The organism is Streptococcus sp. AM28-20 (assembly GCF_003603595.1).
Taxonomy (GTDB): Bacteria; Bacillota; Bacilli; order Lactobacillales; family Streptococcaceae; genus Streptococcus; species Streptococcus ilei.
In genome coordinates this window covers 1-25424 of the sequence record NZ_QTNK01000001.1, presented here as the reverse complement: position 1 = coordinate 25424, position 25424 = coordinate 1, and the positions used below count along the sequence as shown (strand labels likewise).

Annotated in this window: 28 protein-coding genes and 1 pseudogene; 7 read left to right on the top strand and 22 right to left on the bottom strand. The window is 40.7% G+C overall.

Annotated elements, in window-relative coordinates; all coding sequences use genetic code 11:
• Positions 1-5 precede the first annotated feature (5 nt).
• From DW738_RS00145 to rsmD, 6 genes are all read right to left on the bottom strand, one after another.
• On the bottom strand, positions 6-566 hold the full coding sequence (locus DW738_RS00145; protein ID WP_023026437.1) for a TlpA disulfide reductase family protein: 561 nt from the start codon (positions 564-566) through the stop codon (positions 6-8).
• A 65-nt stretch (positions 567-631) separates the two neighbouring features.
• Positions 632-937 carry a hypothetical protein gene (locus DW738_RS00140; RefSeq protein WP_023026435.1) on the bottom strand — a complete coding sequence of 102 codons (306 nt, stop codon included), beginning with the start codon at positions 935-937 and terminating at the stop codon, positions 632-634.
• 26 nt (positions 938-963) lie between these two features.
• Positions 964-1674 (bottom strand): thiol-disulfide oxidoreductase-associated membrane protein CcdA2, encoded by a 711-nt coding sequence (gene ccdA2, locus DW738_RS00135; RefSeq protein WP_123160007.1) that lies wholly within the window; start codon positions 1672-1674, stop codon positions 964-966.
• A gap of 161 nt (positions 1675-1835) precedes the next feature.
• Positions 1836-2870 (bottom strand): SepM family pheromone-processing serine protease, encoded by a 1035-nt coding sequence (locus DW738_RS00130; protein ID WP_195563594.1) that lies wholly within the window; start codon positions 2868-2870, stop codon positions 1836-1838.
• Between the two features lie 77 nt (positions 2871-2947).
• Entirely contained in the window at positions 2948-3421 is a 474-nt protein-coding gene (coaD, locus tag DW738_RS00125; protein WP_123160005.1) for a pantetheine-phosphate adenylyltransferase, read from the bottom strand.
• The gene (gene rsmD / locus DW738_RS00120) at positions 3411-3950 is read right to left on the bottom strand and encodes a 16S rRNA (guanine(966)-N(2))-methyltransferase RsmD (protein ID WP_048715851.1); all 540 of its coding nucleotides are present in this window, start codon (positions 3948-3950) and stop codon (positions 3411-3413) included. Before rsmD ends, coaD begins: the two co-directional genes overlap by 11 nt.
• Before the next feature lie 182 nt (positions 3951-4132).
• On the opposite strand from rsmD, the gene DW738_RS00115 reads away from it, so the two are divergent.
• The 4 genes from DW738_RS00115 to DW738_RS00100 are packed head-to-tail and all read left to right on the top strand — an operon-like array spanning position 4133 to position 6879.
• Positions 4133-4810: an XRE family transcriptional regulator gene (locus tag DW738_RS00115; protein WP_061563659.1), complete on the top strand. Its 678-nt coding sequence runs from the start codon at positions 4133-4135 to the stop codon at positions 4808-4810.
• A gap of 2 nt (positions 4811-4812) precedes the next feature.
• Positions 4813-6225: a Y-family DNA polymerase gene (locus DW738_RS00110; RefSeq protein ID WP_123160004.1), complete on the top strand. Its 1413-nt coding sequence runs from the start codon at positions 4813-4815 to the stop codon at positions 6223-6225.
• Positions 6222-6593, top strand: coding sequence for a hypothetical protein (locus DW738_RS00105; protein WP_123160003.1), 372 nt, complete (start codon positions 6222-6224; stop codon positions 6591-6593). The genes DW738_RS00110 and DW738_RS00105 overlap by 4 nt, the downstream gene beginning before the upstream one ends.
• Positions 6574-6879, top strand: coding sequence for a DUF5960 family protein (locus DW738_RS00100; protein WP_123160002.1), 306 nt, complete (start codon positions 6574-6576; stop codon positions 6877-6879). Before DW738_RS00105 ends, DW738_RS00100 begins: the two co-directional genes overlap by 20 nt.
• A 215-nt stretch (positions 6880-7094) precedes the next feature.
• Here the strand turns inward: DW738_RS00100 and DW738_RS00095 are convergent, their stop codons facing one another.
• From DW738_RS00095 to rlmD, 16 genes and pseudogenes are all read right to left on the bottom strand, one after another.
• Positions 7095-8384: a DUF6161 domain-containing protein gene (locus DW738_RS00095; RefSeq protein ID WP_123160001.1), complete on the bottom strand. Its 1290-nt coding sequence runs from the start codon at positions 8382-8384 to the stop codon at positions 7095-7097.
• Between the two features lie 225 nt (positions 8385-8609).
• Positions 8610-10199 carry a hypothetical protein gene (locus DW738_RS00090; RefSeq protein WP_123160000.1) on the bottom strand — a complete coding sequence of 530 codons (1590 nt, stop codon included), beginning with the start codon at positions 10197-10199 and terminating at the stop codon, positions 8610-8612.
• Between the two features lie 77 nt (positions 10200-10276).
• Complete coding sequence (locus DW738_RS00085) at positions 10277-11497, bottom strand: DNA cytosine methyltransferase (protein ID WP_123159999.1); 1221 nt, start codon at positions 11495-11497, stop codon at positions 10277-10279.
• A gap of 56 nt (positions 11498-11553) precedes the next feature.
• Positions 11554-12477, bottom strand: a complete 924-nt coding sequence (locus DW738_RS00080) for a macro domain-containing protein (RefSeq protein ID WP_123159998.1) — start codon at positions 12475-12477, stop codon at positions 11554-11556.
• Entirely contained in the window at positions 12467-13051 is a 585-nt protein-coding gene (locus tag DW738_RS00075; RefSeq protein ID WP_123159997.1) for a DarT ssDNA thymidine ADP-ribosyltransferase family protein, read from the bottom strand. The genes DW738_RS00080 and DW738_RS00075 overlap by 11 nt, the downstream gene beginning before the upstream one ends.
• Positions 13052-13221: 170 nt before the next feature.
• Positions 13222-13743, bottom strand: a complete 522-nt coding sequence (locus DW738_RS00070) for a hypothetical protein (RefSeq protein ID WP_123159996.1) — start codon at positions 13741-13743, stop codon at positions 13222-13224.
• A gap of 10 nt (positions 13744-13753) precedes the next feature.
• Positions 13754-14734, bottom strand: a complete 981-nt coding sequence (locus tag DW738_RS00065) for a hypothetical protein (protein WP_123159995.1) — start codon at positions 14732-14734, stop codon at positions 13754-13756.
• A gap of 88 nt (positions 14735-14822) precedes the next feature.
• Positions 14823-17474 (bottom strand): valine--tRNA ligase, encoded by a 2652-nt coding sequence (locus tag DW738_RS00060; RefSeq protein WP_123159994.1) that lies wholly within the window; start codon positions 17472-17474, stop codon positions 14823-14825.
• The gene (locus tag DW738_RS00055) at positions 17467-18258 is read right to left on the bottom strand and encodes a DNA/RNA non-specific endonuclease (protein WP_123159993.1); all 792 of its coding nucleotides are present in this window, start codon (positions 18256-18258) and stop codon (positions 17467-17469) included. The genes DW738_RS00060 and DW738_RS00055 overlap by 8 nt, the downstream gene beginning before the upstream one ends.
• 15 nt (positions 18259-18273) lie before the next feature.
• Positions 18274-18837 carry a GNAT family protein gene (locus tag DW738_RS00050; RefSeq protein ID WP_123159992.1) on the bottom strand — a complete coding sequence of 188 codons (564 nt, stop codon included), beginning with the start codon at positions 18835-18837 and terminating at the stop codon, positions 18274-18276.
• 258 nt (positions 18838-19095) lie between these two features.
• Positions 19096-19443, bottom strand: a complete 348-nt coding sequence (locus tag DW738_RS00045; protein ID WP_048715836.1) for a helix-hairpin-helix domain-containing protein — start codon at positions 19441-19443, stop codon at positions 19096-19098.
• A gap of 181 nt (positions 19444-19624) precedes the next feature.
• Positions 19625-19879, bottom strand: coding sequence for a DUF1912 family protein (locus DW738_RS00040; RefSeq protein WP_123159991.1), 255 nt, complete (start codon positions 19877-19879; stop codon positions 19625-19627).
• 2 nt (positions 19880-19881) lie between these two features.
• Positions 19882-21228: a DUF438 domain-containing protein gene (locus DW738_RS00035; RefSeq protein ID WP_123159990.1), complete on the bottom strand. Its 1347-nt coding sequence runs from the start codon at positions 21226-21228 to the stop codon at positions 19882-19884.
• The gene (locus DW738_RS00030; RefSeq protein ID WP_006596822.1) at positions 21228-21461 is read right to left on the bottom strand and encodes a DUF1858 domain-containing protein; all 234 of its coding nucleotides are present in this window, start codon (positions 21459-21461) and stop codon (positions 21228-21230) included. The genes DW738_RS00035 and DW738_RS00030 overlap by 1 nt, the downstream gene beginning before the upstream one ends.
• A gap of 43 nt (positions 21462-21504) precedes the next feature.
• Positions 21505-21956, bottom strand: a pseudogene (locus DW738_RS00025) (cytidine deaminase).
• Positions 21957-21973: 17 nt separating this feature from the next.
• On the bottom strand, positions 21974-23329 hold the full coding sequence (gene rlmD / locus DW738_RS00020) for a 23S rRNA (uracil(1939)-C(5))-methyltransferase RlmD (RefSeq protein ID WP_123159989.1): 1356 nt from the start codon (positions 23327-23329) through the stop codon (positions 21974-21976).
• A 158-nt stretch (positions 23330-23487) separates the two neighbouring features.
• On the opposite strand from rlmD, the gene recX reads away from it, so the two are divergent.
• The 3 genes from recX (at position 23488) to DW738_RS00005 (ending at position 25302) form a co-directional block, all read left to right on the top strand.
• Positions 23488-24264, top strand: a complete 777-nt coding sequence (gene recX / locus DW738_RS00015) for a recombination regulator RecX (RefSeq protein WP_123159988.1) — start codon at positions 23488-23490, stop codon at positions 24262-24264.
• An 87-nt stretch (positions 24265-24351) separates the two neighbouring features.
• Complete coding sequence (locus tag DW738_RS00010; protein ID WP_006596828.1) at positions 24352-24885, top strand: DUF402 domain-containing protein; 534 nt, start codon at positions 24352-24354, stop codon at positions 24883-24885.
• Positions 24886-24984: 99 nt separating this feature from the next.
• A complete protein-coding gene (locus DW738_RS00005) occupies positions 24985-25302 on the top strand; it encodes a DUF960 domain-containing protein (RefSeq protein ID WP_023022377.1) in 318 nt (105 codons plus the stop codon).
• Positions 25303-25424 lie beyond the last annotated feature (122 nt).

Below are 25424 nucleotides of genomic sequence, written 5' to 3'. Positions count from 1 at the left end.
CCTCCTTACTTCATTTCTTTTAGAGTCTGGACGATGTCTTCCTTACTCATATAGCCGATATGGGTCTTGGCGAGAGTTCCATCGCTCGCAATAAAGAGAGCAGATGGATAAGAGCGAATCCCGTACTCTTTGAGCAAGTCGCCCTTACTATCCATCAAGACTGGGAAATCTTTGTAGTCCAAAGCCTGGTACCAATTTTTAAAGTCATCGGCTGATTTTTCCCCATTAAATGTCGGAGCGACAACAGTTAGAACTACATAATCTTTCCCCTCCTCTGCCTTTGCTAAATCATTTGTGTCACCTAATGTTGAAAGACAGATTGAGCACCAGGAAGCCCAAAACTTGAGATAGACTTTCTTCCCTTTGTAATCTGATAAGCGGTAGGTCTTGCCGTCTACTCCTTGCAGGCTAAAATCCAGAACCTTCTTGCCAGCTTGCTCTGAATCTCCCGTTTTGGCTGTCTGCTTAGTCTCGCTTTTATTGGATGACTCCATCCCCTGGGCGGAGCAGGCCCCTAACAATCCAACACAGAAAAGTCCTGTCGCTATTAAGGCTATTTTTTTCATGTCTTCCTCCTCTCTAAATTGGGAGAAAGTCGCCCAAGCAGACGACCTCCTCTTCCTATTGTCCTTTATTGGTCTGATTTCATGTCAGATGAGTCACTCATGTCGTCCTTCATCTCTGAATCGCTCGATTTCATCTTATCTTCTTTCATGTCGTCTTTCATTTCAGAACTGCTGTCAGACATCATAGATGAATCTTTCATATCGTCTTTTTTCATTTTATCATCGGACATGGACGAATCCTTCATATCGTCCTTCTTCATCATACTACTATCGTCCGTTTTTTTCATATCTGAATCAGATTTTTTTCCAGAACAAGCTGCTAAAGTGACGATGCTAAGGGTAGCAATAGTAAGTGCAAGAATTTTTTTCATGATTTTTCTCCTTTAATCATTCAAGATTAGTGAAACAGGGATGCTAGGCTGTTGAGATTACCCAGCATGAGCAAGATGCCCATCAAGACGATGAGAGCACCACCGATTTTTTTCAAGGTCCCCATATGAGGCTTGAGTTTGGCAAAGCGTTGCAAGACCCAGCCTGAAGCCAGGGCCAAGAGTAGGAAGGGAAGAGCTAAGCCCAAGGTGTAAACCAGCATTAAGAGCGCTCCTTGTAGAGCACCATTTCCTCCAGAAGCCGCAATCGCTAAAACGGAGCTCAATACAGGTCCGACACAAGGAGTCCACCCAAAACTAAAGGTCACTCCAATTAGAAAGGCATTGAAGAATTCGTTGCGTTTTTCGTCCTTCTTCAGTTGGATACTCTTTTGTTTTTGGAGTTGCTGAAGATTGATGAGGCCCATCTGATGGATTCCCAATAAGATGACAATCCCTCCTAGTAGGTAACGGAACCAGGGAGCATAAAGCACCTGGCCAAGGGCCCCTGCACCGTATCCTAGAATCAGGAAAACAGTTGATAGACCTGCGATAAAACAAAGAGTCTTCACCAGGCCATACCAAGAAATGTCTCTTCCAAAAATACGCACCGTTTTTTCATGCTCAGAATCCAATAGAATCCCTACATAGACTGGCATCAGTGGCAAAATACACGGGGAGAAAAAGGATAGAACTCCCGCTAAGAATACTGAAATGGAAAACAAACTGGTTTGAATCATTTCACTACCTCCCTTTCTTTCTGACACCAGTATAAAGAAAAAATCCCTCTAAAAATAGAGAGATTGATAAGCAAAAACTTGAATTTAATTAGAAGGTGAATGTTCCCCTCTGCTAACACGATGTCATACGTTCAAGTACGAAATTTGTCAAACAAGCTACTTTAATTCTTTTTCAAATAGTCAATGGCATCCTGCAAGGTTTTGACAGGAACAATTTTCATCTTGGTTTTAATTTTCTTAGCTGTTTCTACCGCTTCGTCGTAGTTGCTCTTGGCATTCGGATTGTTCTTTTTAACTTCCTCTGTCACCGGATTATCAGGGGCAAAGAAGATTTCAGCACCAGCGCGATCTGCTGCTACGACTTTTTTATCCACTCCACCGATATCTCCGACAGTCCCATCATGGTTAATGGTCCCTGTCCCCGCGATATGGCGTCCCTGACGAAGGTCTGGATCCGCTACTTGGGTATAGATGGACAAACTAAACATCATCCCGGCACTTGGACCACCGATGCCAGCTGTCGCAAACTCGATTGGCACGTCACTCTTCACTTCTGTCCGGTCAATCAAGCTAATCCCAATCCCATTCTTGCCATTGACCAACTTAATAATCTTTCCTTCAGCTGTCTTGGTCTGACCATCTTCTGTGTAGGTCACTGAGACCTTGTCCCCGATTTTTTGGGAACCAACATACTCGATGAGCTCTTTTGAGCTCTTGAAGGTCTTGTCATTCACAGCCGTAACCGTGTCCGCAATATTTAGAACGCCTTTAAAGGTAGAGTCTTCTGCCACTTGCATGACATAGACACCTAAGAATTCCATCTCTGTCTCTTTCCCAGCCGTTTTCAATCCTTGATACTTAGCAGTATTTTGAGAGGTTTCCATATAAAATTGATTGATCCGGAAAAATTCCTCACTGGAACTGCCACCTGTCATTTCTTTTTCAGAGTAGATATCTGTAAAAGGAGTCACCCAAGCATAGACTATATCCGAGAAGGTCGCTTGCTTGACGGCAACAGTGACAAAATCATACGAACCGGATGCTTCATCATTTTTCTGGTTGACACGCATGACTTGGCGAATATCTTCCGAACTCCCGGGCATTTCCAGATAGTAAGGCAGGGGAACAAAGAAAGCTAGCAAGGCCAAAATCAGAAGCAAGGTCCCAATCATCGGCCAACGATAGGTTCTCCACACGCTATCTTTTTTGCGCACAGGTTCAAATGGGCTTTCTGGTAGCTGAGCCCTTGGTTTCTCAAATTCTTTCATTCGTTTTATTTCATCTCCTTTATAACACTCTCTGGGACATAGACACTGACGTCCTGCTGGAAGGTCAGCAACTCGCGGATTCTCGTCGAGCTCAAGGCCTGGTACTGGGGCTGGGCACAGAGGTAGATGGTCTCAAGCTCTGGAGCCAGCTGGTGATTGAAGTAGTCCATATTGCTTTCATAGAGGAAGTCCTGGCTATTTCGCAGGCCTCGGACCAAACTGGTCACCCCATACCGTCTAGCCACCTCTACTGCCAACTCTGCCTCTGCGGTGATAACTCTTACATTGGGCAAATGAGCCACTGCTTCTGTCACCATGGTTTCCCTTTGCTCAATGGTAAAATAGCCCTTCTTCTCATGATTAAAGAAGATGCCGACATACAAGTGATCAAACAAGCGACTAGCCCGCTCTATCAAATCCAAGTGTCCCAAGGTCATTGGGTCAAATGAACCTGTAAATAATCCGATTTTATCTGACATAAACCGTCACCTTACTAATTCCGTAGATTTTTTCTTTCCAGATTCCTAGACAAGCAATCTCCTCAGGCAAGTCTACTGCCTTGTCCGTCTCACAGACGACCATGACCTCTTCTCCAAGTAAACCACGTTCAGCCAGGGCCTCAATATCGGCTACAATCTGCTCTTTTGCATAGGGAGGATCCAGGAAAATAAGATCAAAGGTCCCCTGCAATTGATTGAGAGCTTGGTGAGCCTCCATCTTCAGCAATTGAAACTTGTGGCTTTCCTTGGTCATTTGGATATTGCTAGCAATGATCCCTTGGGCTCTGCGGTCTTTCTCGACCAAGACAGCCTGCTCCATCCCCCGAGACACCGCCTCGATGGACAGACCGCCTGAGCCAGCATATAAATCCAAGACCCGACCCCCATCAAAATAAGGACCGATCATATTAAACATAGCCCCTCTCACCTTATCTGAAGTGGGCCTTGTTGTCTTTCCTTCGAGCGTCTTAAGAGGACGCCCTCCATAGGTACCTGATACAATCTTCATAGAGATTATTATATCAAAATTTGGATAAAAGATACAAAAACACCCACACTCTCCAATCTGAGATTTGCTGAACCAAATCCCTTTCGTTACCAAAGAAAAATCCTCTCACTTTTCTCTTGAAGTCCGAATTTATTTTTGTTATACTATATGTAACTTTTAAAACGTTACACAGGAGAATACAGATGTTTGATGCAAAAAAATTAAAAGACCGGCGACTGGAGCTCGGCCTAACCCAAGCCCAGGTCTACGAATCCTTAGAGATTAGTCGCAAGACCTACTCTAGTTGGGAGAATGGCTTAGCAGAGCCACACGATAAAAATCTCAGGAGGTTGGCCAAGCGCCTCTCCGTTAAAGAGGACTACTTTGTCGACAAGACCTCAGCGCTTTTCACCTACCCTTTATTAACCCCGCCCCATCAGAAAAAGGTCGATCTTTTGGCTAGCCAACTCTTAGCAGAGCAAGAGAAGGTGGTCTCTTTGGTCCCTTACCGTGTCCTCTCTATCGACTTGGCAGCCGGACATGGTCATACCTTTTATGACAATGAGACCGACTACGAGACCGTTTATTTTGACCAAGAGATCCAACACGACTTTGCCTCTTGGGTCTCTGGTGATTCGATGGAACCAAGCTATCCAAACGGTTCTGTTGCCTTGATGAAACAGACTGGATTTGACTATGATGGAGCGGTCTACGCCCTTATGTGGAACGGGAAGACCTATATCAAAAAAGTCTATCGGGAAGAGGAGGGCCTCCGCCTAGAGTCTATCAACCCAGCCTATGATGACCTCTTTGCTCCCTACGAAGATGAACCAAAAATTGTCGGTATCGTGGTCGGCCACTTCCTCCCTCTGGAGGTCTAGACATGCTTTTTGATTATTCACGTGAGCCAAGGTCTGATATTGCTTTTGTGGATATGAAAAGTTTCTATGCCAGTTGTGAGTGTGTCCGCCTCGGCCTCAATCCCTTGACGACTTCTCTTTGTGTCATGAGTCGGAGCGACAATTCTGCTGGCCTCATCTTAGCCAGTTCCCCCGTTTTTAAGCAGGTCTTTGGAAAGAAAAATGTCGGGCGTAGCTACGATCTGCCCTTTGATCTCAAGACTAGGAAATTCAATTACTACCTGGCCCGTAAGCAAGGTCTACCTACAGATCCAGCCTTTGTCCACTATATCGAAAGTTGGGCCAAGCGCACCTTTATCGTGCCCCCTCGCATGAATGCCTATATCCATGTCAATATGGAAATTCAGCAAGTCTTTCAAGAATTTGCGGCTCCAGATGATATCTACCCCTATTCTATCGATGAGGGATTTATCGATTTGACCAGCTCTCTCAACTACTTTATTCCTGATCCTCAGCTAGACCGACGCTCCAAGCTAGATCTCCTTTCTGCTCGGATCCAAAAGCGTATTTGGCAGCAAACTGGGATCTATGCTACTGTCGGGATGAGCAATGCCAATCCGCTCCTGGCCAAATTGGCTCTAGACAACGAAGCCAAGCACCAGAAAACCATGCGGGCTAACTGGTCTTACGAAGACGTCCCCAGTCGTGTCTGGCAGATAAAAAAACTAACTGATTTCTGGGGGATTGGCCATCGAACAGAAAAACGCCTGAACAAGCTCGGCATTCACTCCATCTATGAGCTGGCCCAGGCCAATCCAGACTATCTCAAAAAAGAATTTGGAGTCATGGGCGTTCAGCTCTGGTTTCATGCCCATGGGATTGATGAAAGCAATGTCCATCGTCCCTATCGGCCAAAGTCTCACGGTCTAGGAAATTCGCAAATCCTTCCCCGTGACTACCACTGCCAAAGCGATATTGAACTAGTCTTTCGAGAGATGGCTGAGCAAGTTGCTATCCGCTTACGTCGAGAAAAGAAAAAGACACAATTGGTCTCCATCCACGTCAGCTACTCCAAGCAGGAACAGCTCCCCTCCATCCACTGCCAGCGAAAGATCGAGCCGACCAACTCTACCGCTCAATTAGCCAAGGAAGTCATCCAGCTCTTTCGCTCCCACTACCAGGGAGGAGCTATCCGGCAGATCGGAGTCTTTTATGGGAAGCTCGTAGAAGAGAGCTTCCAGCTGATCTCCCTATTTGATGATCCTGTGCAAACCCAAAGAGAAGAAACTCTCCAAGAGACCATTGACCACATCCGTAACCGATTTGGCTTTGCTTCTCTACAGAAGGGATCTGCCCTATTAGAAAATTCGCGCGCTCTGGCTCGAAGCAAACTGACCGGAGGCCACTCTGCAGGAGGTTTAGATGGCTTAGCATGATTGATCGTTCTTATCTCCCCTATCAGTCGGCACGCGACTTCCAAGACCGGGGCATGGCCAAGTGGGCCGGCTTCTTCCTCTCTGAGCATTCGACAGCCTTACAAACAAACCAGCTCTCTCTCGAAGAGCTTCGCCTCCTCTCAAATCAAGAAATCCGTCACCTCCTCGAGCAGGCTTATCAGCAAGAGACTCACCTCTCCCTCTCTACCCTCCAGGACAATCAAGTCGCCGTCTACTGCGGTCAGGTCTATACCTTAAGCCCTTCCGAAGTCCTCATTAAAAATGGCCAGCACTACCACTCTCTCCTTCTTTCGACTATTTTTTCTATTGAACCAGGAGATTATAGCTATGAAACCAGCCCTGAATAAACACGAACTCCAATTCGATTATTTTTCAGACAATTACCAGCAGTTCGAGCATGATTTTTACCGATTGGCAACGACTGCGACCCCCTTGGTCTTTTTAGAAGATGACCTGCTGAGATCCATGTCGACAGGTCAGCGCAACTACTTCAGACTCCACCATACCCAGAGTCGCGACCACCGTGACCACTACTTTCACTTTCGAGTCTCCACCCATCCCCAATCTCCACTGACACGGATTTATACCTACCTAGGCCACAGTCCCACCACAGAATACAAAGCAACCTCCTAGAAAACTAGTGGGAAAATATGAAAAATCCCTTTAAAATAGGGATTTTGGGGTGCAGTTCATGGAGGACTTACTCAAAAGGATTTATAAAACGCTTGGAAAATAATAGAAAAAAGATATCAGTTTTATCAATTGGCAAAAAAAGAATGTTGAAATATCAGCATTCTTTTTTATTTAAAATGTATTCTTGTAATTAGATATTTAGGGAATTAGTTATTTCAGTTTATATTCTTTGATAAAATAGCTAAAATTGCATCACTATCATTTGAGGTATCTGTCTTTACTAGTCCTGTTTCAACTTTACCAAATAATGAGTTAATAATAATTAATCGTTCATCTTTATCAATGTTAGTTCCGGCTTTGGTAAGAGCTTGATAGAATCTTGTCAAAGCAGCTTTTTGTTTATATTCGGTGGCTAAATGATGATTTGACATAACGATTTTTATCAATACTCTAATAATATAGATAAAAAATGAAATAACTGAAATAAGTATAAACGACTCAGATATAAATGGAAGGTCTTTTTTGATAGTATTTACAGAATAATCATGGACAGCGATAACTAAGAATCTTAATGCAAATATTAAAATTAAGACTACAGCAATAAGTAAGCATGTCCATATTGTAGCTCGTCTTTTATGTTCTATAGCACGCTCATTCCAAAGTTGCTCCGGAGCTTCTAAAGAAAGCTTGTTTTTATAGGTTTCCTCCAAGTCGTTCAGATTGTTTTGCTTTTCTTCTTGCCATTCGTTAAGAGATTTTTGAAATTCAGCAAATTCAGAAGCTTTTTTATCAAACTGTTTCTGAATTTCATTATGTTTATCTTCTGTGAACGACGTAATTTCTCTATACTGTTTATCGGATTGAACTGAAATATCTCTTAACTTGTCTGTTATAGGAGCGACTATATTTGTTTCAAAATCAGAGATATTCTCTTTAATGTTTGAAAAGTTTTTTCTAAGTAGAAATAGGGCTGGATAAAATTTATCCTCATAAGGGTTTGAAAAATAACTACCAATGTAACTTGGATTCTTAGAAAGATATATATAACTTTTTATAGCTTCAACAAGATTGTTTTGAGACTGTTGAGTATAGAAAGAAACAAAACTTTTTATTTTACGAATTTCAGAATCTCTATCAATAGGAGAAGCTATCGATAATATGTATACCTTCTCACCTTGTTCTCCATATTCAGAATTACTTGATAGATTGTTGTAAATGTAGAAATTTATGTTGTCTATATTTAATTCTTCAAGATTGAAAATATAATCTTTTACCTCATTAAACTTATCTTTCAAATTTTGCCAATTTGACAAAAAACTGTTGGGAGCTTTATCATTAATCGAACTCCAATAGGTAAAGTTACTGTTTATAATTCCTTCAAGCTCGTTAAATGTAAAAATTTCTTTTTCTTCGCTAAAATTAATTATAAAATCGTTAGAAATAGAGAATCTAAAGAGAATCTCATCATTTAGAAAATTTGCTACTTGACCTTTAGTTAAACCCATTAAATCCCCCTATATTACAAAGTAATTAGTTATTACTAACTATTATATCACAGAAAGATTGTATAAAATAAATCGTATAGATGGAAAATTTTTGGTAGCTTTTTGGTATCTAAACATACAAAATAAATTACTTCTTTCAAAATTAACATCAAAGGAATGTTGATTTATTAGCATTCTTTTTCATTTCAAGTAAATTCTCGGAATTAGAAATAGGAGGTTCTTTTATCATGTGGATGAAGAGGATTTTGCAACCCAACCAATTGCATCTGCAGGAGGATTGTCCACATCAATCCAGATGAAGTCAATACCGATTTCACCGTTTTTGAATCTAGTAAGACGGATACCGTTAATTTCTAACTGAGACAATTTCTTACCCGTTAGGATCTCTCTATCTTTTAGCTGAAAGACCCCACGAAGAATCCAATTGCCAAGGATTTCTTGCTTATCAGTTGATTGAATGGCCTTCCCAGCTTCTTGGTTGATATAGGCAGTAATTACATCACCTGATGATAAAAATCGTAGCTTAAAGGTCCGCTCTTCTTTTGGGAGTGCAAGTTTACTTGTACCAGGCTCAAACCTTCCAATATCTTTACCAAAAAAATCCGGACGCTCCTCATGAAAATGTTTGGAGTCTGGAAGAGGAATATACACTTCACTGACTGGACGATACACCAGCTGTTCAATTTCTTTGATTAGTTTTTCATTCCCCGTCTCGTGTACAAAGCGAATCAAGTCCTCGCGAATGGACTTCATCTGAGCTTTTTCTTCCTTGGTAGACCATTTTTTCAAGAGGATTTCTTCTAAAGAAAAGGTCACAAAAGCTAGTTCTTCTGGAGCGAGACTGTCTTTAAATTTTTCCTGAATCTTTAAAATCCGTGGCAAGCGGTCCTTCTTAGCCAACTTTGAACCACCATTAAAAGCATTAAAGCCAGAATTTTCTTCTACATTTCCGTGCTGATCTGTGATCACCCACGACACCGTCTCAAGAATCTCCGAATCACTTTTTTCCGAGGTCAATAAATGAAGGTGTTCAAAAAGATAAAAGGGATCTTCGACATAATTCACATCCCAGGTATCAACCACAATCTCCTTATTCCTAAAGGTCATATGGAGCTGACTATCTGCAGCCGTGTATTTGTAATCATGCTGGCCATCTGTAAAACGGAAATTGGTCGGATTATTCTTGGTCGTAGATCCTAGAATTTTGAGATTGTCTAGGTCTACAGGCAGATAAGTTGTCTCTCCTACATGGATCTGAGGCTTGTGTCCCTTGGAAGTCGGCATCAAAACATGATAGACGGCTTCCACATGACTAGAATCAGAATGAAATCCCCTTATCAGTGCTTTTGAGGATTCAATCCGTTGATTTCGCAAGGTCGCAATCTCACGGGCCAGTTTTTCATAGCGAGCACGATTCTCATTATCGGCTGTCTCCTTGTCCGGTGAAATCTCAGCATGAAATCGGATTTCACTCAATAGCTCATTCCAAGACTGTGAATCTTTCTTGAACTGAGCAATCTTTTGATCCCCTGAATCCAAACCAAAGGATTTAATCCCAACCAAATACTTATGTTGCTCATCAACGACAAGCGAAGCATCATAAGAGGTATTTGCAATATCCTCACCAACGGCATGAAAAGCCTTTTGAAAAACAGTCTCTTGAAATTTTGAATTGACGATCGGAGCAACATAGCTCTCTCGATCATCAGAATCTTCGTTTTCTGCTTTCTGAGAAAAGGCCTCACTCAGACTGGCAAAGTTGGTAATGAGAGTCTTATATTTCTCTTTTTGTTCTTGTTTTAGGTGTTCCCACATAAATCAATCCTCACTTCTTATTTAAGTATATCAAAAGAAGACTAGTTTTTCACTAGTCCCCTTACTTATATAATTCGTTAAATAATGCTGTAAAACTCTAAATTTCCACGTTTTTTTACCAATCTGAAATAATCTTCGTCTGATAAAATTGCAAGACCATCCTCATAGGAGGCAATCTTCTTCTCTGCTTCCTCATAAGTGGAGACAAAGTCTTTCACATAAGACTGGCCTTCAAACTGGCCATTCATCTTGGTATAGATAATCGCAAATTTTCCTGAACGGTCAAGTTGAGACAGCCCTTGGCTTTCATTCAAGGCCTTGGCAACATTCTCCGCGATGCGTTTAATCACGGGAACGACTACGCTGTTTCCAGCCTGCTTGTATAGCTGACCGTTAGAAACCCCTTCTGGGATTTTAAAGGATTTAGGATAGCCTTGGACATTAAAGGTCTCTTTGGGAGTCAACTTCCGAATCTCGCCACTGTCCGTCAGGATCAATGGAACGTTATGTCCACCTGTCCCCATATTGGCTGTGAGGGTAGGTACGACTCCATTTTTATTTTCACGGACATACTGACGGCGCCATTGATAAACCGTATCTTGGCTAGTCACTTCAAACTTCAACTGGTCGTAGAAATTCTGCTTCCCTTCACGGTAGTAATAGGCCTCATCTGGCTTAGCACCAAAATCAATAACATCACTCAAGGTCGTTGTTAGTTTGATTTCCTCTGGGAATTCAAACAAATCATAAGCTTCCTTGGTATCAAAACCAACTATGTAGATCCGCTCACGGTTTTGTGGGATATTTCCATAGTCTTTCCCGTTGAGGACCTTCCACTTGATAAAGTAGTTGTTCTCCGTCAAAGCTTCACGAATAACCTTGAAGGTATTTCCATGGTCATGACCGACCATGTTCTTAACGTTTTCGATGAAAATGGCACGAGGTTTACATCCCTCAATCATCCGAAGCAATTCGAAGAAAAGATCGCCACGATCATCATCAAAGCCCTTGCGATAACCCGCAATACTAAAGGCTTGACAAGGGAAGCCTCCCATAATCACATCCACGCGCTCAGCTGGAATATCCTCTGGCTGAACAGCATGAATATCACGACCATCCAAATAGGTATCTGGATAGTTTAACTGATAAGTCTGGCGTGCATACTTATCAAACTCATTGGCATACACCACTCTGAACTCGTTGGTCTGTTCAAAACCCAACTCAATTCCCCCCACACCTGAGAAGAAAGCTGCAATGTTGTACTTCTCAGAGCGGTTCGAACTTACAGAATTTGTCATGTAGTAACCTGCTTTCTAGAAATGTTAGTTATTGTAAACTTTATTCGTACAAATTATTAAAAATAATTAATTTCTAATTCCTCTAGTAAGTTGATAGAGAGCAACTGATTCTTTATCAATATCTCTTTAATTTCATCTGTATTTTTATTATCAATAATTGATCTATTTTCTATCGTGTAAAGAAAATTAATGATATCGTTTATATATTCAGGATAAGTATTCACTAGTTCTATTAAGATATCTACATTTTCCCATTTTCTTTTCTTCAATTCAATTGAGTTACTAATCAACTTCGAGTTTATTAGTTTATATATTTCTGAATAATTTTTTAAAGAATAGAATTCTTTAAAATCTTTCATGGTTTTAGTGCTATTTTTTAAATCAGCAATTTTCATATTGTTTTGAGAAAATATTGATAATAACTTTACCATTGATTTTAAATTGCTTGGATTAACTTTTTTTAACTCCTTGCAAATGTATGCTAAGAGAAGCACATCAAAATTAACCTCAGGTTCTTCTCCTGTTTTATTAATATTGGTTGATGGCTCATATACCTCAAAAACAATATTTTTCATCCCAAACAATTCTTTGTTTATTTCTGATTTTACTTCATTCCAATTTAATCCACCATTGCCAGATCCTAATGGAGGAATAGCAACTGACTTAATGTCTCTTTTAACGACCTCTTCTTTTAATTTTTTCAAGCCATTAATAATATATTCTATCTTAGATTTTTCACGCCATTTATTCTTTGTTGGGAAATTTATTATTAAAAATTTATTTTCTTGATAAATATGTAATTTACCGGGATATAATTCTCCATTTTTACAAACTTTAACGTAGTCTTGTTCCATTTTAGGAAATTTCTTCTTAAACTGATAAGCAAGACCTTTCCCCATTTTCCCTTCACAATTAACTGTATTAATGATCGCTTGACATTTAGATTCGAAAATATCTCCTTGTGTATATTTAATCACCATTTAACCAAACTCCACTTTGAATTTTATCAACTATTATTGGGTATCTGCCCCTTAAATCTTCAGTATACCTTTCATTACAGTATATATAAGCAAAATTTTGTGGCAAAATAGGTTCACTACTTATGCATTCAGCCATTTTAACCTCCTTCGCATAACCTTGATTAGTAGGGGCAATCTCGTTCATTCTCCTCTCCATCGTTTCCCAATCAATTATGTTCATTCCTTCGTTATAATCACAAAGCTCAAATTCACCATTCAACGGGTGCCGTGGAACTATTTGAAATCCATTTTCTTCCGCGTATCTTCTATAAACAGTTATATATACAAAATTTTCTGCTCCATGCTCATATCGAACAGCATTATCGAATGCTGTGTAAGGGGAGAAATGAAATAATACGTAATCATCCAAGTGATTGAGTTGACGACTTTCTAGAATATCGTGATTAGCTATATCTTTATTTAGTAACCCTCTCTGAATCGCTTGATTTCTAGATAACAACCCATTTTCAATAATACTGTCTAAATTATCAATGTGAGTTAGATGATACAATAATTTCTTTCCCCTGATATTCATATATTTCACCTCGACTATTAATCACTCTTAGTATACCAAAAAACAAGCCCAATTTGTATATGGACTTGTTTGAAAAATTACGCAAAAAGTGTAAAGATAGTTATTATGCTTAAAATTTGACTAAAACAGCTTTAATATGATTTTTTAGTTAAATGTAACTACCTTATAAATTAATGAAGTTCCTTACTTTTTTGCACAATCTTGTTTGAAACTCTATTCATATTATGGATAACCAATGTTATTGTTGACAAAAAAGCTAAAACTACAAGCGATAGAAAAATGATTCGCAACAGTTCCAAAAGCCATTGAGCAATAATAACTACAATAATCATTTTAAGAATAGAAAATATAATAATTACACACCAAAGAAAAGCTGGAAATAAATAATCCGCAAGATACCCATAATATACGTCAGGTTTAATTGTATAAAAACTTGCAAAATCTTCTACTGAATAAACTTCTCTACCAAACATATACATTGATAATATGAAAGCTAATGCAGATACTGAAATTAAAATGAATTGAGTAGTTTTAAATGCCTGATAATTGATTGTTATAATTTCATTTGGAATAGCAAATGTTACAATCAACAAAAGAATTATGAATATTAAATAAGAAATCCACACACTCATCGGAAGGAGTTTATTTCTTGCTATGTAAATAATCTTTATTGGATTTTTCTCAACGAGCATAATTTTATCCTCACTTAGATTTTATAATTGAATTTAAAAAATTAATTATTGTAATTCCGTTGCTCTTTATATCTATTATATATCCTTTAATGCCAGGAATAATTAAAAGCTTTTGTATTTTCTGTAAAAAATCTTTATTATCTACCGTATCTGGACAAATAAAGGTTGTTCTTGATTCTTTTGCATCAGTAATCATTGGAAGCTTGAGTAATATATCAAGTTCATCGTCAGTATTTCCATTAGGATAAGTTGTAATAATTTCAATAGATTTCATATTTTCAGTAGTGTTTAATACGATATCTTCATAAATTGGATTAATTTTAATATAGCCTATATCACTCTTTATATCATTTATCTGAGTTTCGATTTTCTTATACGAATCTAGCGCTTCATAAATTGTCACGTTATTGATAGTAAGTATCTCGCTTTTAAATGAATAATCAACTTTTATATCAGTCGTACCATTTTGAATTTGTTCTTTGAGGTACAACATAATTTTTCTTACTCTTCTTAAATGATCTAAACCTTTCCCAACTTCAGAATCAATATTAAAATCATATAAACGTTCAATTTCCTCATAAACTTGACTACTTGTATATCTGGAATTAGCCTGATTCAAAACAATGAATTTAGATAGTAGTATTTTTCTATCATAAATCGCATTTTCTAATTTAAATAAAAAATCCGGGTTATAGTGTATACCATTTCCTTTCTTATACTCATTTGTAATTGTTTTATATTCGATAGTAATCTCCTCAGTAATTTTTATAAGATTTCTATATTCCTCAGATTCAGCGATTTCTTTAAAGTCTTGAAAAATTACTAAACTCATTTCATCTTTTTTCATTACAGGATTAGAAAACAAATCATTGTAGGCATTGAAAATAGTATTAGGAATTATTTGTGATTTTAATTCATCTATCTTGTTATAATATTTCTTTAAGATATGTGGTTGTACATTCAATTTAAAAATATAATTTCTTTTTTCCATTGATAGACTTCCTTTGCTATATAGGGAATTTATATTATTATAGCAAAAAAACACAGTTTTTTCACTGTGTTTTGCTATATTTATATAATTATTTCACCAACTTCTTCATCTCATCAATACGTGCGACGGTCGCATCGTACTTGGCTTGGTAGTCGGCTTGTTTGTCGCGTTCTTTTTGGACGACTTCTGGTTTGGCATTGGCTACGAAGCGTTCGTTAGAGAGCTTCTTACCGACCATATCCAGTTCTTTTTGCCATTTAGCCAGTTCTTTGTCGAGACGAGCCAGTTCTTCTTCGACATTGAGGAGGTCTGCCAGTGGCAAGTAGATTTCAGCTCCTGTGATGACGCTTGACATTGCGAGTTCAGGTGCAGGGATGTTTGATGCAATTTCCAGGTGTTCTGGATTTGTGAAACGTTTGATATAGTTGACATTGCTGTTAAAGAAGGCTTCCAAGTCGCTATCGCTAGTCTTAACAAGAATCGTGATAGGCTTGCTTGGTGCTACGTTTACTTCCGCACGCGCATTACGAACGGCACGAATCAAGTCTTTGAGGCTTTCGACACCAGTGTGAGCCGCAAGGTCTTCAAAGGCTGGGTTGACAGTTGGGTATTCTGCTGTCACGATAGAACCTTCTGAGATTTGTCCAAAGATTTCCTCTGTCACGAATGGCATGATTGGGTGGAGGAGACGAAGGATCTTGTCCAAGGTGTAAAGGAGAACAGAACGTGTGATAACTTTCTCTTCTTCGTTATCGCTATAAAGGACTTCCTTGGTCAATTCAACGTACCAATCCGCAAACTCATCCCAGATAAAGTTGTATAGGAGGTGACCAGCGACACCAAACTCAAACTTGTCAAAGTTAGCGGTCGCTTTTCCGATAGTTTCATTGAGGTTGTGGAGAATCCAGCGGTCTGTGACATTTCCAGCTTCCTTATTGACCACTTTTTCGACATTAGCAGTTGCTTGCTCAAGAGTCAAGCCTTCATTGTTCATGAGGATGTAGCGAGAGATGTTCCAGATCTTGTTAATGAAGTTCCATGAAGCATCCATTTTCTCGTAAGAGAAGCGGACGTCTTGTCCTGGTGCAGAACCGTTTGAAAGGAACCAACGAAGGGCATCGGCACCGTATTTCTCGATGACATCCATTGGGTCAATCCCGTTCCCGAGAGATTTAGACATCTTGCGTCCTTGCTCGTCACGGATGAGCCCGTGGATTAGAACGTTTTGGAATGGCTGACGGCCAGTGAATTCCAAAGATTGGAAGATCATACGAGACACCCAGAAGAAGATGATATCGTAACCTGTAACCAAGGTTGAAGTTGGGAAGTAACGTTTGAAGTCTTCTGAGTCCACATCTGGCCAGCCCATGGTTGAGAACGGCCAAAGGGCAGAACTGAACCAAGTATCCAAGACATCTTCGTCCTGAGTCCAACCGTCACCTTCTGGAGCTTCTTCTCCAACGTACATTTCACCCTCAGCATTGTACCAAGCAGGGATTTGGTGCCCCCACCAGAGCTGACGAGAGATGACCCAGTCGTGGACATTTTCCATCCATTGGAGGAAGGTATCGTTGAAACGAGTCGGGTAGAATTCAACCTTATCCTCTGTATCTTGGTTGGCAATGGCATTTTTGGCCAATTGGTCCATCTTGACGAACCATTGAGTAGACAAGCGTGGTTCAACCACAACACCAGTCCGCTCTGAGTGACCAACACTATGGACACGTTTTTCGATTTTAACAAGGGCACCGATTTCTTCTAACTTAGCAACGACTGCCTTACGCGCTTCAAAACGATCCATGCCTGCAAATTCGAAGGCAAGTTCGTTCATGGTTCCGTCGTCGTTCATGACATTGACTTGTGGCAAGTTGTGGCGTTGACCAACCAAGAAGTCGTTTGGATCATGGGCAGGTGTGATTTTCACAACACCCGTACCAAACTCAGGATCTGCGTGTTCGTCGGCAACGATTGGGATCAGTTTATTAGCAATTGGAAGGACTACGTTTTGACCAATCAAATCCTTGTAACGTGGGTCTTCTGGATTGACCGCAACTGCAACATCCCCAAACATGGTCTCAGGGCGAGTTGTCGCAACTTCAAGGGCGCGTGAGCCGTCTTCTAGCATGTAGTTCATGTGGTAGAAGGCACCTTCGACGTCCTTGTGGATTACCTCAATATCAGAAAGGGCTGTGCGGGCTGCTGGGTCCCAGTTGATGATAAATTCACCACGGTAGATCCAGCCTTTCTTGTAAAGGTCCACAAAGACCTTGCGAACGGCTTTCGACAAACCTTCGTCAAGAGTGAAACGCTCACGAGAGTAGTCTACAGAGAGGCCCATCTTGCCCCATTGTTCCTTGATGGTAGTGGCATATTCGTCTTTCCATTCCCAGACCTTCTCGAGAAATTTCTCACGACCCAGGTCGTAACGCGTAATGCCCTCACCACGCAAGCGCTCCTCAACCTTAGCCTGAGTCGCAATCCCCGCGTGGTCCATACCAGGAAGCCAAAGGGTATCAAAACCTTGCATCCTTTTTTGACGGATGATGATATCCTGTAAAGTCGTATCCCAAGCGTGACCAAGGTGAAGTTTACCAGTTACGTTTGGTGGTGGTATAACGATCGAATAAGGCTTAGCCTTTTGATCGCCTGAAGGCTTGAAAACATCTTCGTCAAGCCATTTTTGGTAACGACCAGCCTCAACCTCGGCTGGATTGTATTTAGGTGAAAGTTCTTTAGACATGTGTGTTCTCCTTTATTTTAAAATCTGCTTTTTCATAATTAATATCTAATCGAGGATCAGCATTTGGAATAAAAATATTACAAGAGTTTACAGTTTTGAATGATTGACAATATTTATTATTACATTTTTTGTTATGTAAACACTTTTTTCCACAAACACATTTTTCGTGACATATTATTTTTTTAAAACATTTATACTTTATATGAATCCCCCTAGGTATCAAATCATCTCTATCATAAAGCAATTTTACCGAATAAAATACTTTTCCATCGGGGTTGTTTTCTAAAAATGATTTAACTGTTGACTCATAAAAAGCAAGATTTTTAGATAGTTTTAATTTACCATGCTTATCTGGTTTACTAGTTAGATTACTCCATTCAGTTTGAGTAAAATACTTCCTATCCTTATCACATTTCCAATTGTCATCTGGATATAATTCATGAGCAATTATATGACCTCTGTTAATATAAGTGACACTACCATTAAGTTTCTTATCCCACCCAACTGGTGTAACTTTTTTACTAAATTCTTTTGGCCTTGGTTTGTTTGCTAAAAAATTTTTAGTAAGCAAAACCTTGCATCCTATAGGCAATAGGACTTCTTCCTTACTTTTCACGATTTTTTTAGATTGATGAAAGTCTAAACCTTGAGAAGAAATAGTCAATCTAACTTTTCTTCTAATATGAAAGCTACCATTATCAAAAATTAATCTATATTTAGAACTCACACCCAGTTGTTTAAGAACTGTTTTAGTGAGTACGGCATCAAATAATTCATAACTCATATTTTTTCAACCCATTCATAGTATAGCTTCCCACTCACTCTTAAGCAAGCCATATATGAGACTATCACAACGATTGCCTTGGGCATCTTTGCGGTCCCTTATGCGAGCTTCGAGGGTAAAGCCAAGCTTCACTGCAACTCGTTGACTTTGAACATTGTAGCCAAAGCAAGACAATTCTATCTTGTGAAGACCCAATTCTTTGAAAGCTAGATCAATCAAAGCACGCGCTGCTTCAGGCACATATCCTCGACCCCAATAGTCTGGGTGCAAGGTATAGCCAATCTCCAGCACATCATCTTCGTGGCGGTGATTGAAATCAACAGAGCCGATGATCTTATCCGTCCCTTTGACCACAATCCCATAACCCGCTGGGAGATTGTCTTTTTGATTGCGCTCGGGAAGGATATGTTCTAGGTAATAAATCTCATCTTCCAGGGTCTTGACGGGTGGAAAGCCCGCTGGGTAGGCAACCTCCGGCAAACTAGCGTAGGCATGGATATCCTCGGCATCCGCCACTCTACGGACTCGCAAGACCAGTCGCTCGGTTTCTATTTGTTCTGGTAACTCTGCTCTTGTCATCCTTTCCCTCGCTTTCTATAAAAAAAACGTCCCTGCCATCAATCTGACAGGGACGAATGTGTTTATCCGCGGTACCACCCAATTTCGGGCCCTTGCCCGCATCTTTGTTTATTTCATTTTCATCCATTAGCAACTAGTTTTGACACATTTGTGGACTTCTCAGCACCGCCACTTTCTGTAAAATGTGGAATTCAAAACACCTCTAACAGGTTCATTTTATCAAGTTTTCCCGGAAATAGCAAGAAATCACAAAAGCGATTATTTAAACTTGACACCAAGTTCTTGCAATTTTTTGATAGTTGCTGGGCCGATTCCTTTAAGGGCCAACAACTCTTTCTCTGTCCAGTTTGCGAAGTCCGCAACAGAGCGAATACCTTCATCATAGAATGTTTGCGCACGATCAAGGGCTACACCTTCCAAGCTTGCAGCGAATTCTTCCACTGAAGAAGCTGCTTGTTTCACTTCTTTCGCTACTGCTTTTGCTGCTTTCTCAACCTTTTTAGGTGCCTCTTTAACAGCTGCTCCTACAGTTGCGACAGCTTTTTTCAAAAGATGTCTATTTTGATGTTTGTATTGTTTCGCACGGTTAACGTTCTTCTTTGCCATTTTTCCTCCTACGTATCCAGTGATCAATCCCTAAGGCAACAAGGTTTCATCACCAATATTACTTTCAATAATTCGTTGATGTCTGTTCAACTTTTTTATTGTAACACAATCCCTCGAAAAATCAAGTTATTGCACTATTTTCAGCCAAATCCAGCTAGTCAAAAGCCTTTACAGAGAGCCTTTAATAGGTTCTCTCTCCAAATAAGCCATCTGGAAGATCGTGGAAACCTTTCCCTGCGTGGTAGTTGGCAAACTTCCCTTGCAAGAATTGATAGGCATCCAAACGACTCTCATAGCGGATCATGGCTTCCTTGGCCCGCTCATCCTGATCCTCTTCATAGACCTTCTTGCTTTCTGTCAGGGCCATCTCATTGATCATGACCTGGGTCTTGATCCAAGCCTCAAATTCTTTCATAAATTCTTTTTCGTAGCTCATTCTTACTCCAATCCTCTATAAAACTCACTATCAATCTCCCGATAGGGTTGGATATCCTGGACATATTCCAAAACACCTTGAAATTCCCCTGCTTCATCGCGCACTGCTGCATAGGTAACATGGACAAATTTCCCACGTGATTCTGATTTGAACCACATTTCGTACTTGTCTTTTTTCCCTTCTCGAAGCCCCTGCATGATTGTTTTGACCTTCTCCAAGTATTTTGGCGGGTGACACAGTTCGACATTGCGTCCTACCTGCGACGGTGTCCGTTTGAAAATCATCTCCTCAAAAGGCGCTGCATCATTGTAATATTGGAAAATATCATCCTTATTAACAAAGGTGATCTCCATCGGTAGATGGTTTAAGATCAAGTTAGCCTGCTCCACAGAGAGGAAGCCATGGCCAAAAGCCTGTGGTTGCTGACGATCGAAGCTCTCTTCTTTTTTCTTAGGCGTGAAGGTAATGGTCAACTGCCCCTCTGGAGTCTCAATGATCTGTCGCTGTTCGCCTCCATTTGAAGAAGGAAGGGCTTCACCTAAACCTTCTGTCTCTCTTGCTTCCTCTTCCTTAAAGTCCACACGTTTCGGCACCCATTTCTCACTCGGAATGATAATGGCATAACCGTAAGCCTCACTTTCTTCCGCGATGGAGAGCCAATCATCTTGGCTAAAGGCCTCCAGCAAAATCATCAAGAGGATGGACTCTTCCTTGAAGATCATGGCTTCAAACTCTTGCGCAAAGGCTTCAAAGCGCTCTTTGACCTCCGAAATGGCACAATTAGGAAGTTCCTTAGCCACTTCCAAGGCTTTCGCAAAGAGGTCTCGAATCTGGTCATCTACCCCCCACATGACTTTGGGAGGGGAATCATGTCCATAGCGTTCCATAATAGGAAACATCAACTCTTCCTTTCGGCGGTAATGCCGATCAAATTGACCCACCAAGCCCAGCTGACGCAACAAGCCTTTGTGAATCTCCTGGATCATCTCAGGATCCTCTGTCGTCTCATAATTATCCAGCAAACGACGGACCCGCATCATAGCCGCCCGAAGGGCCAGGTTCTCCTGTTTAAAGATCTGAACCGGATGGCCTGGATGGTCAGTATCTGCTACTTCAACCCCTTGTACAGCGTTCTTAAAGAGATTGGCATGGACATCGCAAAGCTCCATGACATCCTCAAAGGTAATGCCTGCATCAGAGTTCATCAGCTCATGCTCCATGAGGGAAATCTCAATCGCAGACACCCCGCTAAAGGTCGCATCAAAGCGCTCTTGGACCGACTCAGGAGAGGCTCCATGATGAAGATCTAATAAGATGTCTCTCAAGACATGAATTCGATTATCGCTCATTAGTCTAGCCCCACTACTTCATAGCCATTGGCCTCTAATGTTCGCACAATCTTCTCCATGGGCGTACCTTCTAATTTTGATCCTTGTTTCAAAGAAACCTTGCGCCCAACTGTATTGCGCATGATCGGATTGGCTAAGGGTTTAAAGCCCAATTCCACCAACAAGTCTAATACTTCCGGATGTTGATCAATGACTTGAGCAACTGGAATCGATACATCAATTTTATTGTCCATCTCTCACTCTCACATTTCTTCTCTCATCTTAGCTCCTGGGAAACTAAGATTCCTCCTGGGGAAGCTCCTCAGCCCTCTGTTTGGCCCGTTCTTCTCCCCACCAAAAGGGCATCAATTCTCCCAGAGTAATAGTCTTCCGACTCTCATAATCGACCATAAACTCCAACTAGCTATTGGCTGGATCAAGTTCCATTAAGAACTCTCGACAAGCCCCACAAGGCATTCCAGATCCGCCACCATAAGGTGGTCGATCTCGGAAGGCTAAAATTCGTTTCACCTTGGTTTGACCAGATGCTTGGTACATATTAAAGAGAGCTGCTCGTTCTGCACACAAATGGAAGACTCCACAGGTCCCTTCCATACAAAAGCCTGTATAGATTTGCCCATCTCTGCCTCAATAGCCGCAACCACGTGTTGCGCATAGACAAAATCAGATACTTCATGGGGACGATAGAGGGCCTTGGCCTTTTCATACATGATTTCCCAAATATCCATTGTTGATTCCTGTTCTATTAAGCTTTCTTGACTAACTTCACCACAGCTTCTGTCCGAGCTGTATGGGGAAACATATCTACTGACTGGATGTAGACAACATCATACACCTTGGTCAAGTCTACAAGGTCTCGCGCCAAGGTCGAAACATTACAAGAGACATAGACCATCTTTTGAGGGGCATAGCGCAACAAGGTATCAATCAATTGAACCCCCAGTCCTGTCCGTGGTGGATCCACAATAACTGCATCCGCCCGATAGCCTTCTTTGTACCAGCGAGGGATGATTTCCTCAGCCGTCCCAGCTTCGTAGTGGGTGTTATCAAATCCCATCTGCTTAGCATTGTATTTAGCATCCTCAATCGCTTCAGGGATAATGTCCATCCCCCGTACACTCTTGACCTTGTCCGCAAAGGCAAAACCAATAGTTCCAACCCCGCAGTATGCATCAATCAAATGATCCTCTGGTGATACATCTAAGGCCTTGACAGCCTCACTATAGAGGACTTCAGTTTGCTCAGGATTTAACTGGTAAAAGGCCCGAGGAGACAAGGAAAATTCATAATCCAAGACCCCTTCACGAATGGTCTCCTGTCCCCAAATAATCTGCGTCTTCTCTCCATAAATCTCGCTTGATTTAGAAGTGTTCAGATTGACTGCCACCGTTACAATTTCAGGGTATTTTTCTACTAGGTCTGCGACCAAGGCTGTTAAATTAATTTGTCGACTCGTCACCACGATCATTTGGACCTGACCTGACTTGCGAGCCCGACGCACCATAATGGTTCGAACTCCCAATTGCTTCCGATCATCTGAAATTGGAATCTGGTAGTAGGTCAATAGCTCAGCTACGTGATTAGCGATTTCCTGAATGACCGGATCCTGGACCAGACAGTCCCTTAATTCCACCAAATAATGGGAATTTTGAGCGTACAAACCAGCCTTGACATGCCCCTTAAATTTACGTGTCTGAAATTGGAGCTTGGCCCGATAATACTGAGGTTTTTCCATCCCAAGCGTCGGATGAATCAGATAGTTTTCATACCCTTTAGGAGCATATTTTTTCAAGGCCTGCTGTAATAAGTCTGTTTTGAACTCCAACTGCTTGCTGTACTTCAGATGCATGATTTGGCAGCCCCCACAGGTCTCATAAATATCACAGGTTGGCGTTACCCGATACTTGGAAGCCTTGTTGACGGACAAGAGCTTGGCTTCTGCAAAATTCTTCCGAATCGCCGTAATTTGGCAAAAGACATCTTCACCCTTTAAAGCCCCAGGCACAAAGACCAAGGTCTTCTTGTAAAAGCCAATCCCTTCACCATTAATTCCCATTCGCTTGATTTTCAAAGGAATTCTTTGTTTAACTTTTAAATCCATATGTCTATTATACCATGTAGTTTCTCATTCGTTTAGAATATGATAGAATTGAAAAGAAAAACAAGGAATCAGGGACCATTTCTCAAAAGGACTACGAATAATATAAAGAGAAAGACTGATCATTTCCCATAATAAAACACGAACGAAACAGGAATCCTATGAAAATTACCAAATTAGAAAAGAAAAAGCGTCTCTACCTTCTAGAGCTGGATCAAGCCGAATCCCTCTACATTACTGAAGACACCATCGTCCGCTTCATGCTCTCGCGAGACAAGGAAATAAGCCAGGAAGAACTCAAGGAAATCCAAAGCTATGCCCAGATCTCCCATGCTAAAAACTTGGCCCTCTATCACCTTTCCTTTAAGGCACGAACAGCTCGCGAAGTTAGAGACTACTTAATCAAGCACGAAATCGACGAATCTACCATCGAAACCGTCATTAACACCCTAAAAGAAGACAAATGGATCGATGACTTGGCCTATACTCGGGCTATCTTTCAATCCAATCACCTCTCAGGAGACAAGGGCCCCTATCTCCTCAAGCAAAAGCTCATTCAAAAAGGTGTCTCTTCCCACTATATCGACAAAATCACCTCAGAATTTGATTTCTCCGAAGTGGCTCAACGAACTGCTCAGAAACTGGCTAAGCAATACGTTAAGAAACTTCCACCAAGAGCCTTAAAAGATAAAATCACACAAACTCTTATCAATAAAGGCTTTAGTTATGAAGTTGTCAAGCAAGCCTATCACCAATTAGATATCGAACCAAACGAGGAACAAACTCTTGACCTGATTATGAAGGAACTAGAAAAACAGCACCAGAAATACTCCCGAAAATACGAGGGCTACGAGCTTAAACAACGCCTCACTCAAGCCCTTGCGCGCAAGGGATACGACTACTCAGACATTTCTACAGCACTTCGCGAATTCCTTTAAATAAAAAATCACATGAAAATCCCTTATTTTCATGAAAATATGATACAATATAGAGGATGTGCTTAGATTGTAGAAAGTTGGTAAGTTATGAAACTACCTAAAGAAGGCGACTTTATTACAATTCAAAGTTATAAACATGATGGAAGTCTCCACCGAACCTGGCGGGACACCATGGTACTAAAAACTACGGAAAACGCACTTATCGGCGTCAATGATCATACTCTCGTTACAGAGAGCGATGGTAGAAGATGGATTACACGAGAGCCAGCAATCGTCTACTTTCATAAGAAGTACTGGTTTAATATCATTGCTATGATCCGAGATAATGAAGTATCCTATTATTGTAATCTTGCCAGTCCTTATTATATGGACCAAGAGGCACTAAAGTATATTGATTATGATCTTGATGTCAAAGTCTTTCCGGATGGTGATAAAAAACTGCTGGACGTAGAAGAATACGAACAGCACAAACGCAAAATGAACTATTCAGATGACATTGACTTTATCCTAAAAGAAAATGTCAAAATCCTTGTAGACTGGATTAACAACCAGTTAGGTCCGTTCTCTGAGGAATACATTAAAATTTGGTACAACCGTTATGTTGAACTGCGAAATAAATAAAGTTGAAAAGAGCGAAAGCTCTTTTTTTCGAACTTAATACTTGCAATATCCAAGTAAAACAAGTACTATGTACTTAATAAAAACAGGAAGGGAGACACTATGGCGTTTACAAATACAAGAGGCCGCTATGCAAGTTTTGGGGTCGTAACCAGCTTACCGGATGATATCATCGATAGTTTCTGGTTTGTCATTGACAACTACCTCAAACATGTCTATCCCTTGAACCCCGTTTTAAAATTTGAACTCATCAATCGGAAAGGAAAAACAACCCTGCGCTTCAGTCAAAAAGACTTTCCTTTAGAAATCGCAGTTGATTTCCTGATTCCTTTCGACCCCTATTATCCAAGACAAGTACGAATTGTTGATAACAAGGGAAGAGAAACAATCATGCTGATTGATGAATACCAACTCTTATAAAATAAAAGGCCTAATGGCCTTTTTTTTTACAAAACAAAAAAGGTCATATGACCTTTCAATAGTATCGGGAAGACAGGATTCGAACCTGCGACACCTTGGTCCCAAACCAAGTACTCTACCAA

Excerpts from the sequence above, each read along its gene's own strand:
- DW738_RS00145 (WP_023026437.1), bottom strand. The coding sequence starts at position 566 with ATGAAAAAAATAGCCTTAATAGCGACAGGACTTTTCTGTGTTGGATTG.
- DW738_RS00140 (WP_023026435.1), bottom strand. The coding sequence starts at position 937 with ATGAAAAAAATTCTTGCACTTACTATTGCTACCCTTAGCATCGTCACT.
- ccdA2 (WP_123160007.1), bottom strand. The coding sequence starts at position 1,674 with ATGATTCAAACCAGTTTGTTTTCCATTTCAGTATTCTTAGCGGGAGTT.
- coaD (WP_123160005.1), bottom strand. The coding sequence starts at position 3,421 with ATGTCAGATAAAATCGGATTATTTACAGGTTCATTTGACCCAATGACC.
- rsmD (WP_048715851.1), bottom strand. The coding sequence starts at position 3,950 with ATGAAGATTGTATCAGGTACCTATGGAGGGCGTCCTCTTAAGACGCTC.
- DW738_RS00115 (WP_061563659.1), top strand. The coding sequence starts at position 4,133 with ATGTTTGATGCAAAAAAATTAAAAGACCGGCGACTGGAGCTCGGCCTA.
- DW738_RS00110 (WP_123160004.1), top strand. The coding sequence starts at position 4,813 with ATGCTTTTTGATTATTCACGTGAGCCAAGGTCTGATATTGCTTTTGTG.
- DW738_RS00105 (WP_123160003.1), top strand. The coding sequence starts at position 6,222 with ATGATTGATCGTTCTTATCTCCCCTATCAGTCGGCACGCGACTTCCAA.
- DW738_RS00100 (WP_123160002.1), top strand. The coding sequence starts at position 6,574 with ATGAAACCAGCCCTGAATAAACACGAACTCCAATTCGATTATTTTTCA.
- DW738_RS00095 (WP_123160001.1), bottom strand. The coding sequence starts at position 8,384 with ATGGGTTTAACTAAAGGTCAAGTAGCAAATTTTCTAAATGATGAGATT.
- DW738_RS00090 (WP_123160000.1), bottom strand. The coding sequence starts at position 10,199 with ATGTGGGAACACCTAAAACAAGAACAAAAAGAGAAATATAAGACTCTC.
- DW738_RS00085 (WP_123159999.1), bottom strand. The coding sequence starts at position 11,497 with ATGACAAATTCTGTAAGTTCGAACCGCTCTGAGAAGTACAACATTGCA.
- DW738_RS00080 (WP_123159998.1), bottom strand. The coding sequence starts at position 12,477 with ATGGTGATTAAATATACACAAGGAGATATTTTCGAATCTAAATGTCAA.
- DW738_RS00075 (WP_123159997.1), bottom strand. The coding sequence starts at position 13,051 with ATGAATATCAGGGGAAAGAAATTATTGTATCATCTAACTCACATTGAT.
- DW738_RS00070 (WP_123159996.1), bottom strand. The coding sequence starts at position 13,743 with ATGCTCGTTGAGAAAAATCCAATAAAGATTATTTACATAGCAAGAAAT.
- DW738_RS00065 (WP_123159995.1), bottom strand. The coding sequence starts at position 14,734 with ATGGAAAAAAGAAATTATATTTTTAAATTGAATGTACAACCACATATC.
- DW738_RS00060 (WP_123159994.1), bottom strand. The coding sequence starts at position 17,474 with ATGTCTAAAGAACTTTCACCTAAATACAATCCAGCCGAGGTTGAGGCT.
- DW738_RS00055 (WP_123159993.1), bottom strand. The coding sequence starts at position 18,258 with ATGAGTTATGAATTATTTGATGCCGTACTCACTAAAACAGTTCTTAAA.
- DW738_RS00050 (WP_123159992.1), bottom strand. The coding sequence starts at position 18,837 with ATGACAAGAGCAGAGTTACCAGAACAAATAGAAACCGAGCGACTGGTC.
- DW738_RS00045 (WP_048715836.1), bottom strand. The coding sequence starts at position 19,443 with ATGGCAAAGAAGAACGTTAACCGTGCGAAACAATACAAACATCAAAAT.
- DW738_RS00040 (WP_123159991.1), bottom strand. The coding sequence starts at position 19,879 with ATGAGCTACGAAAAAGAATTTATGAAAGAATTTGAGGCTTGGATCAAG.
- DW738_RS00035 (WP_123159990.1), bottom strand. The coding sequence starts at position 21,228 with ATGAGCGATAATCGAATTCATGTCTTGAGAGACATCTTATTAGATCTT.
- DW738_RS00030 (WP_006596822.1), bottom strand. The coding sequence starts at position 21,461 with ATGGACAATAAAATTGATGTATCGATTCCAGTTGCTCAAGTCATTGAT.
- rlmD (WP_123159989.1), bottom strand. The coding sequence starts at position 23,329 with ATGGATTTAAAAGTTAAACAAAGAATTCCTTTGAAAATCAAGCGAATG.
- recX (WP_123159988.1), top strand. The coding sequence starts at position 23,488 with ATGAAAATTACCAAATTAGAAAAGAAAAAGCGTCTCTACCTTCTAGAG.
- DW738_RS00010 (WP_006596828.1), top strand. The coding sequence starts at position 24,352 with ATGAAACTACCTAAAGAAGGCGACTTTATTACAATTCAAAGTTATAAA.
- DW738_RS00005 (WP_023022377.1), top strand. The coding sequence starts at position 24,985 with ATGGCGTTTACAAATACAAGAGGCCGCTATGCAAGTTTTGGGGTCGTA.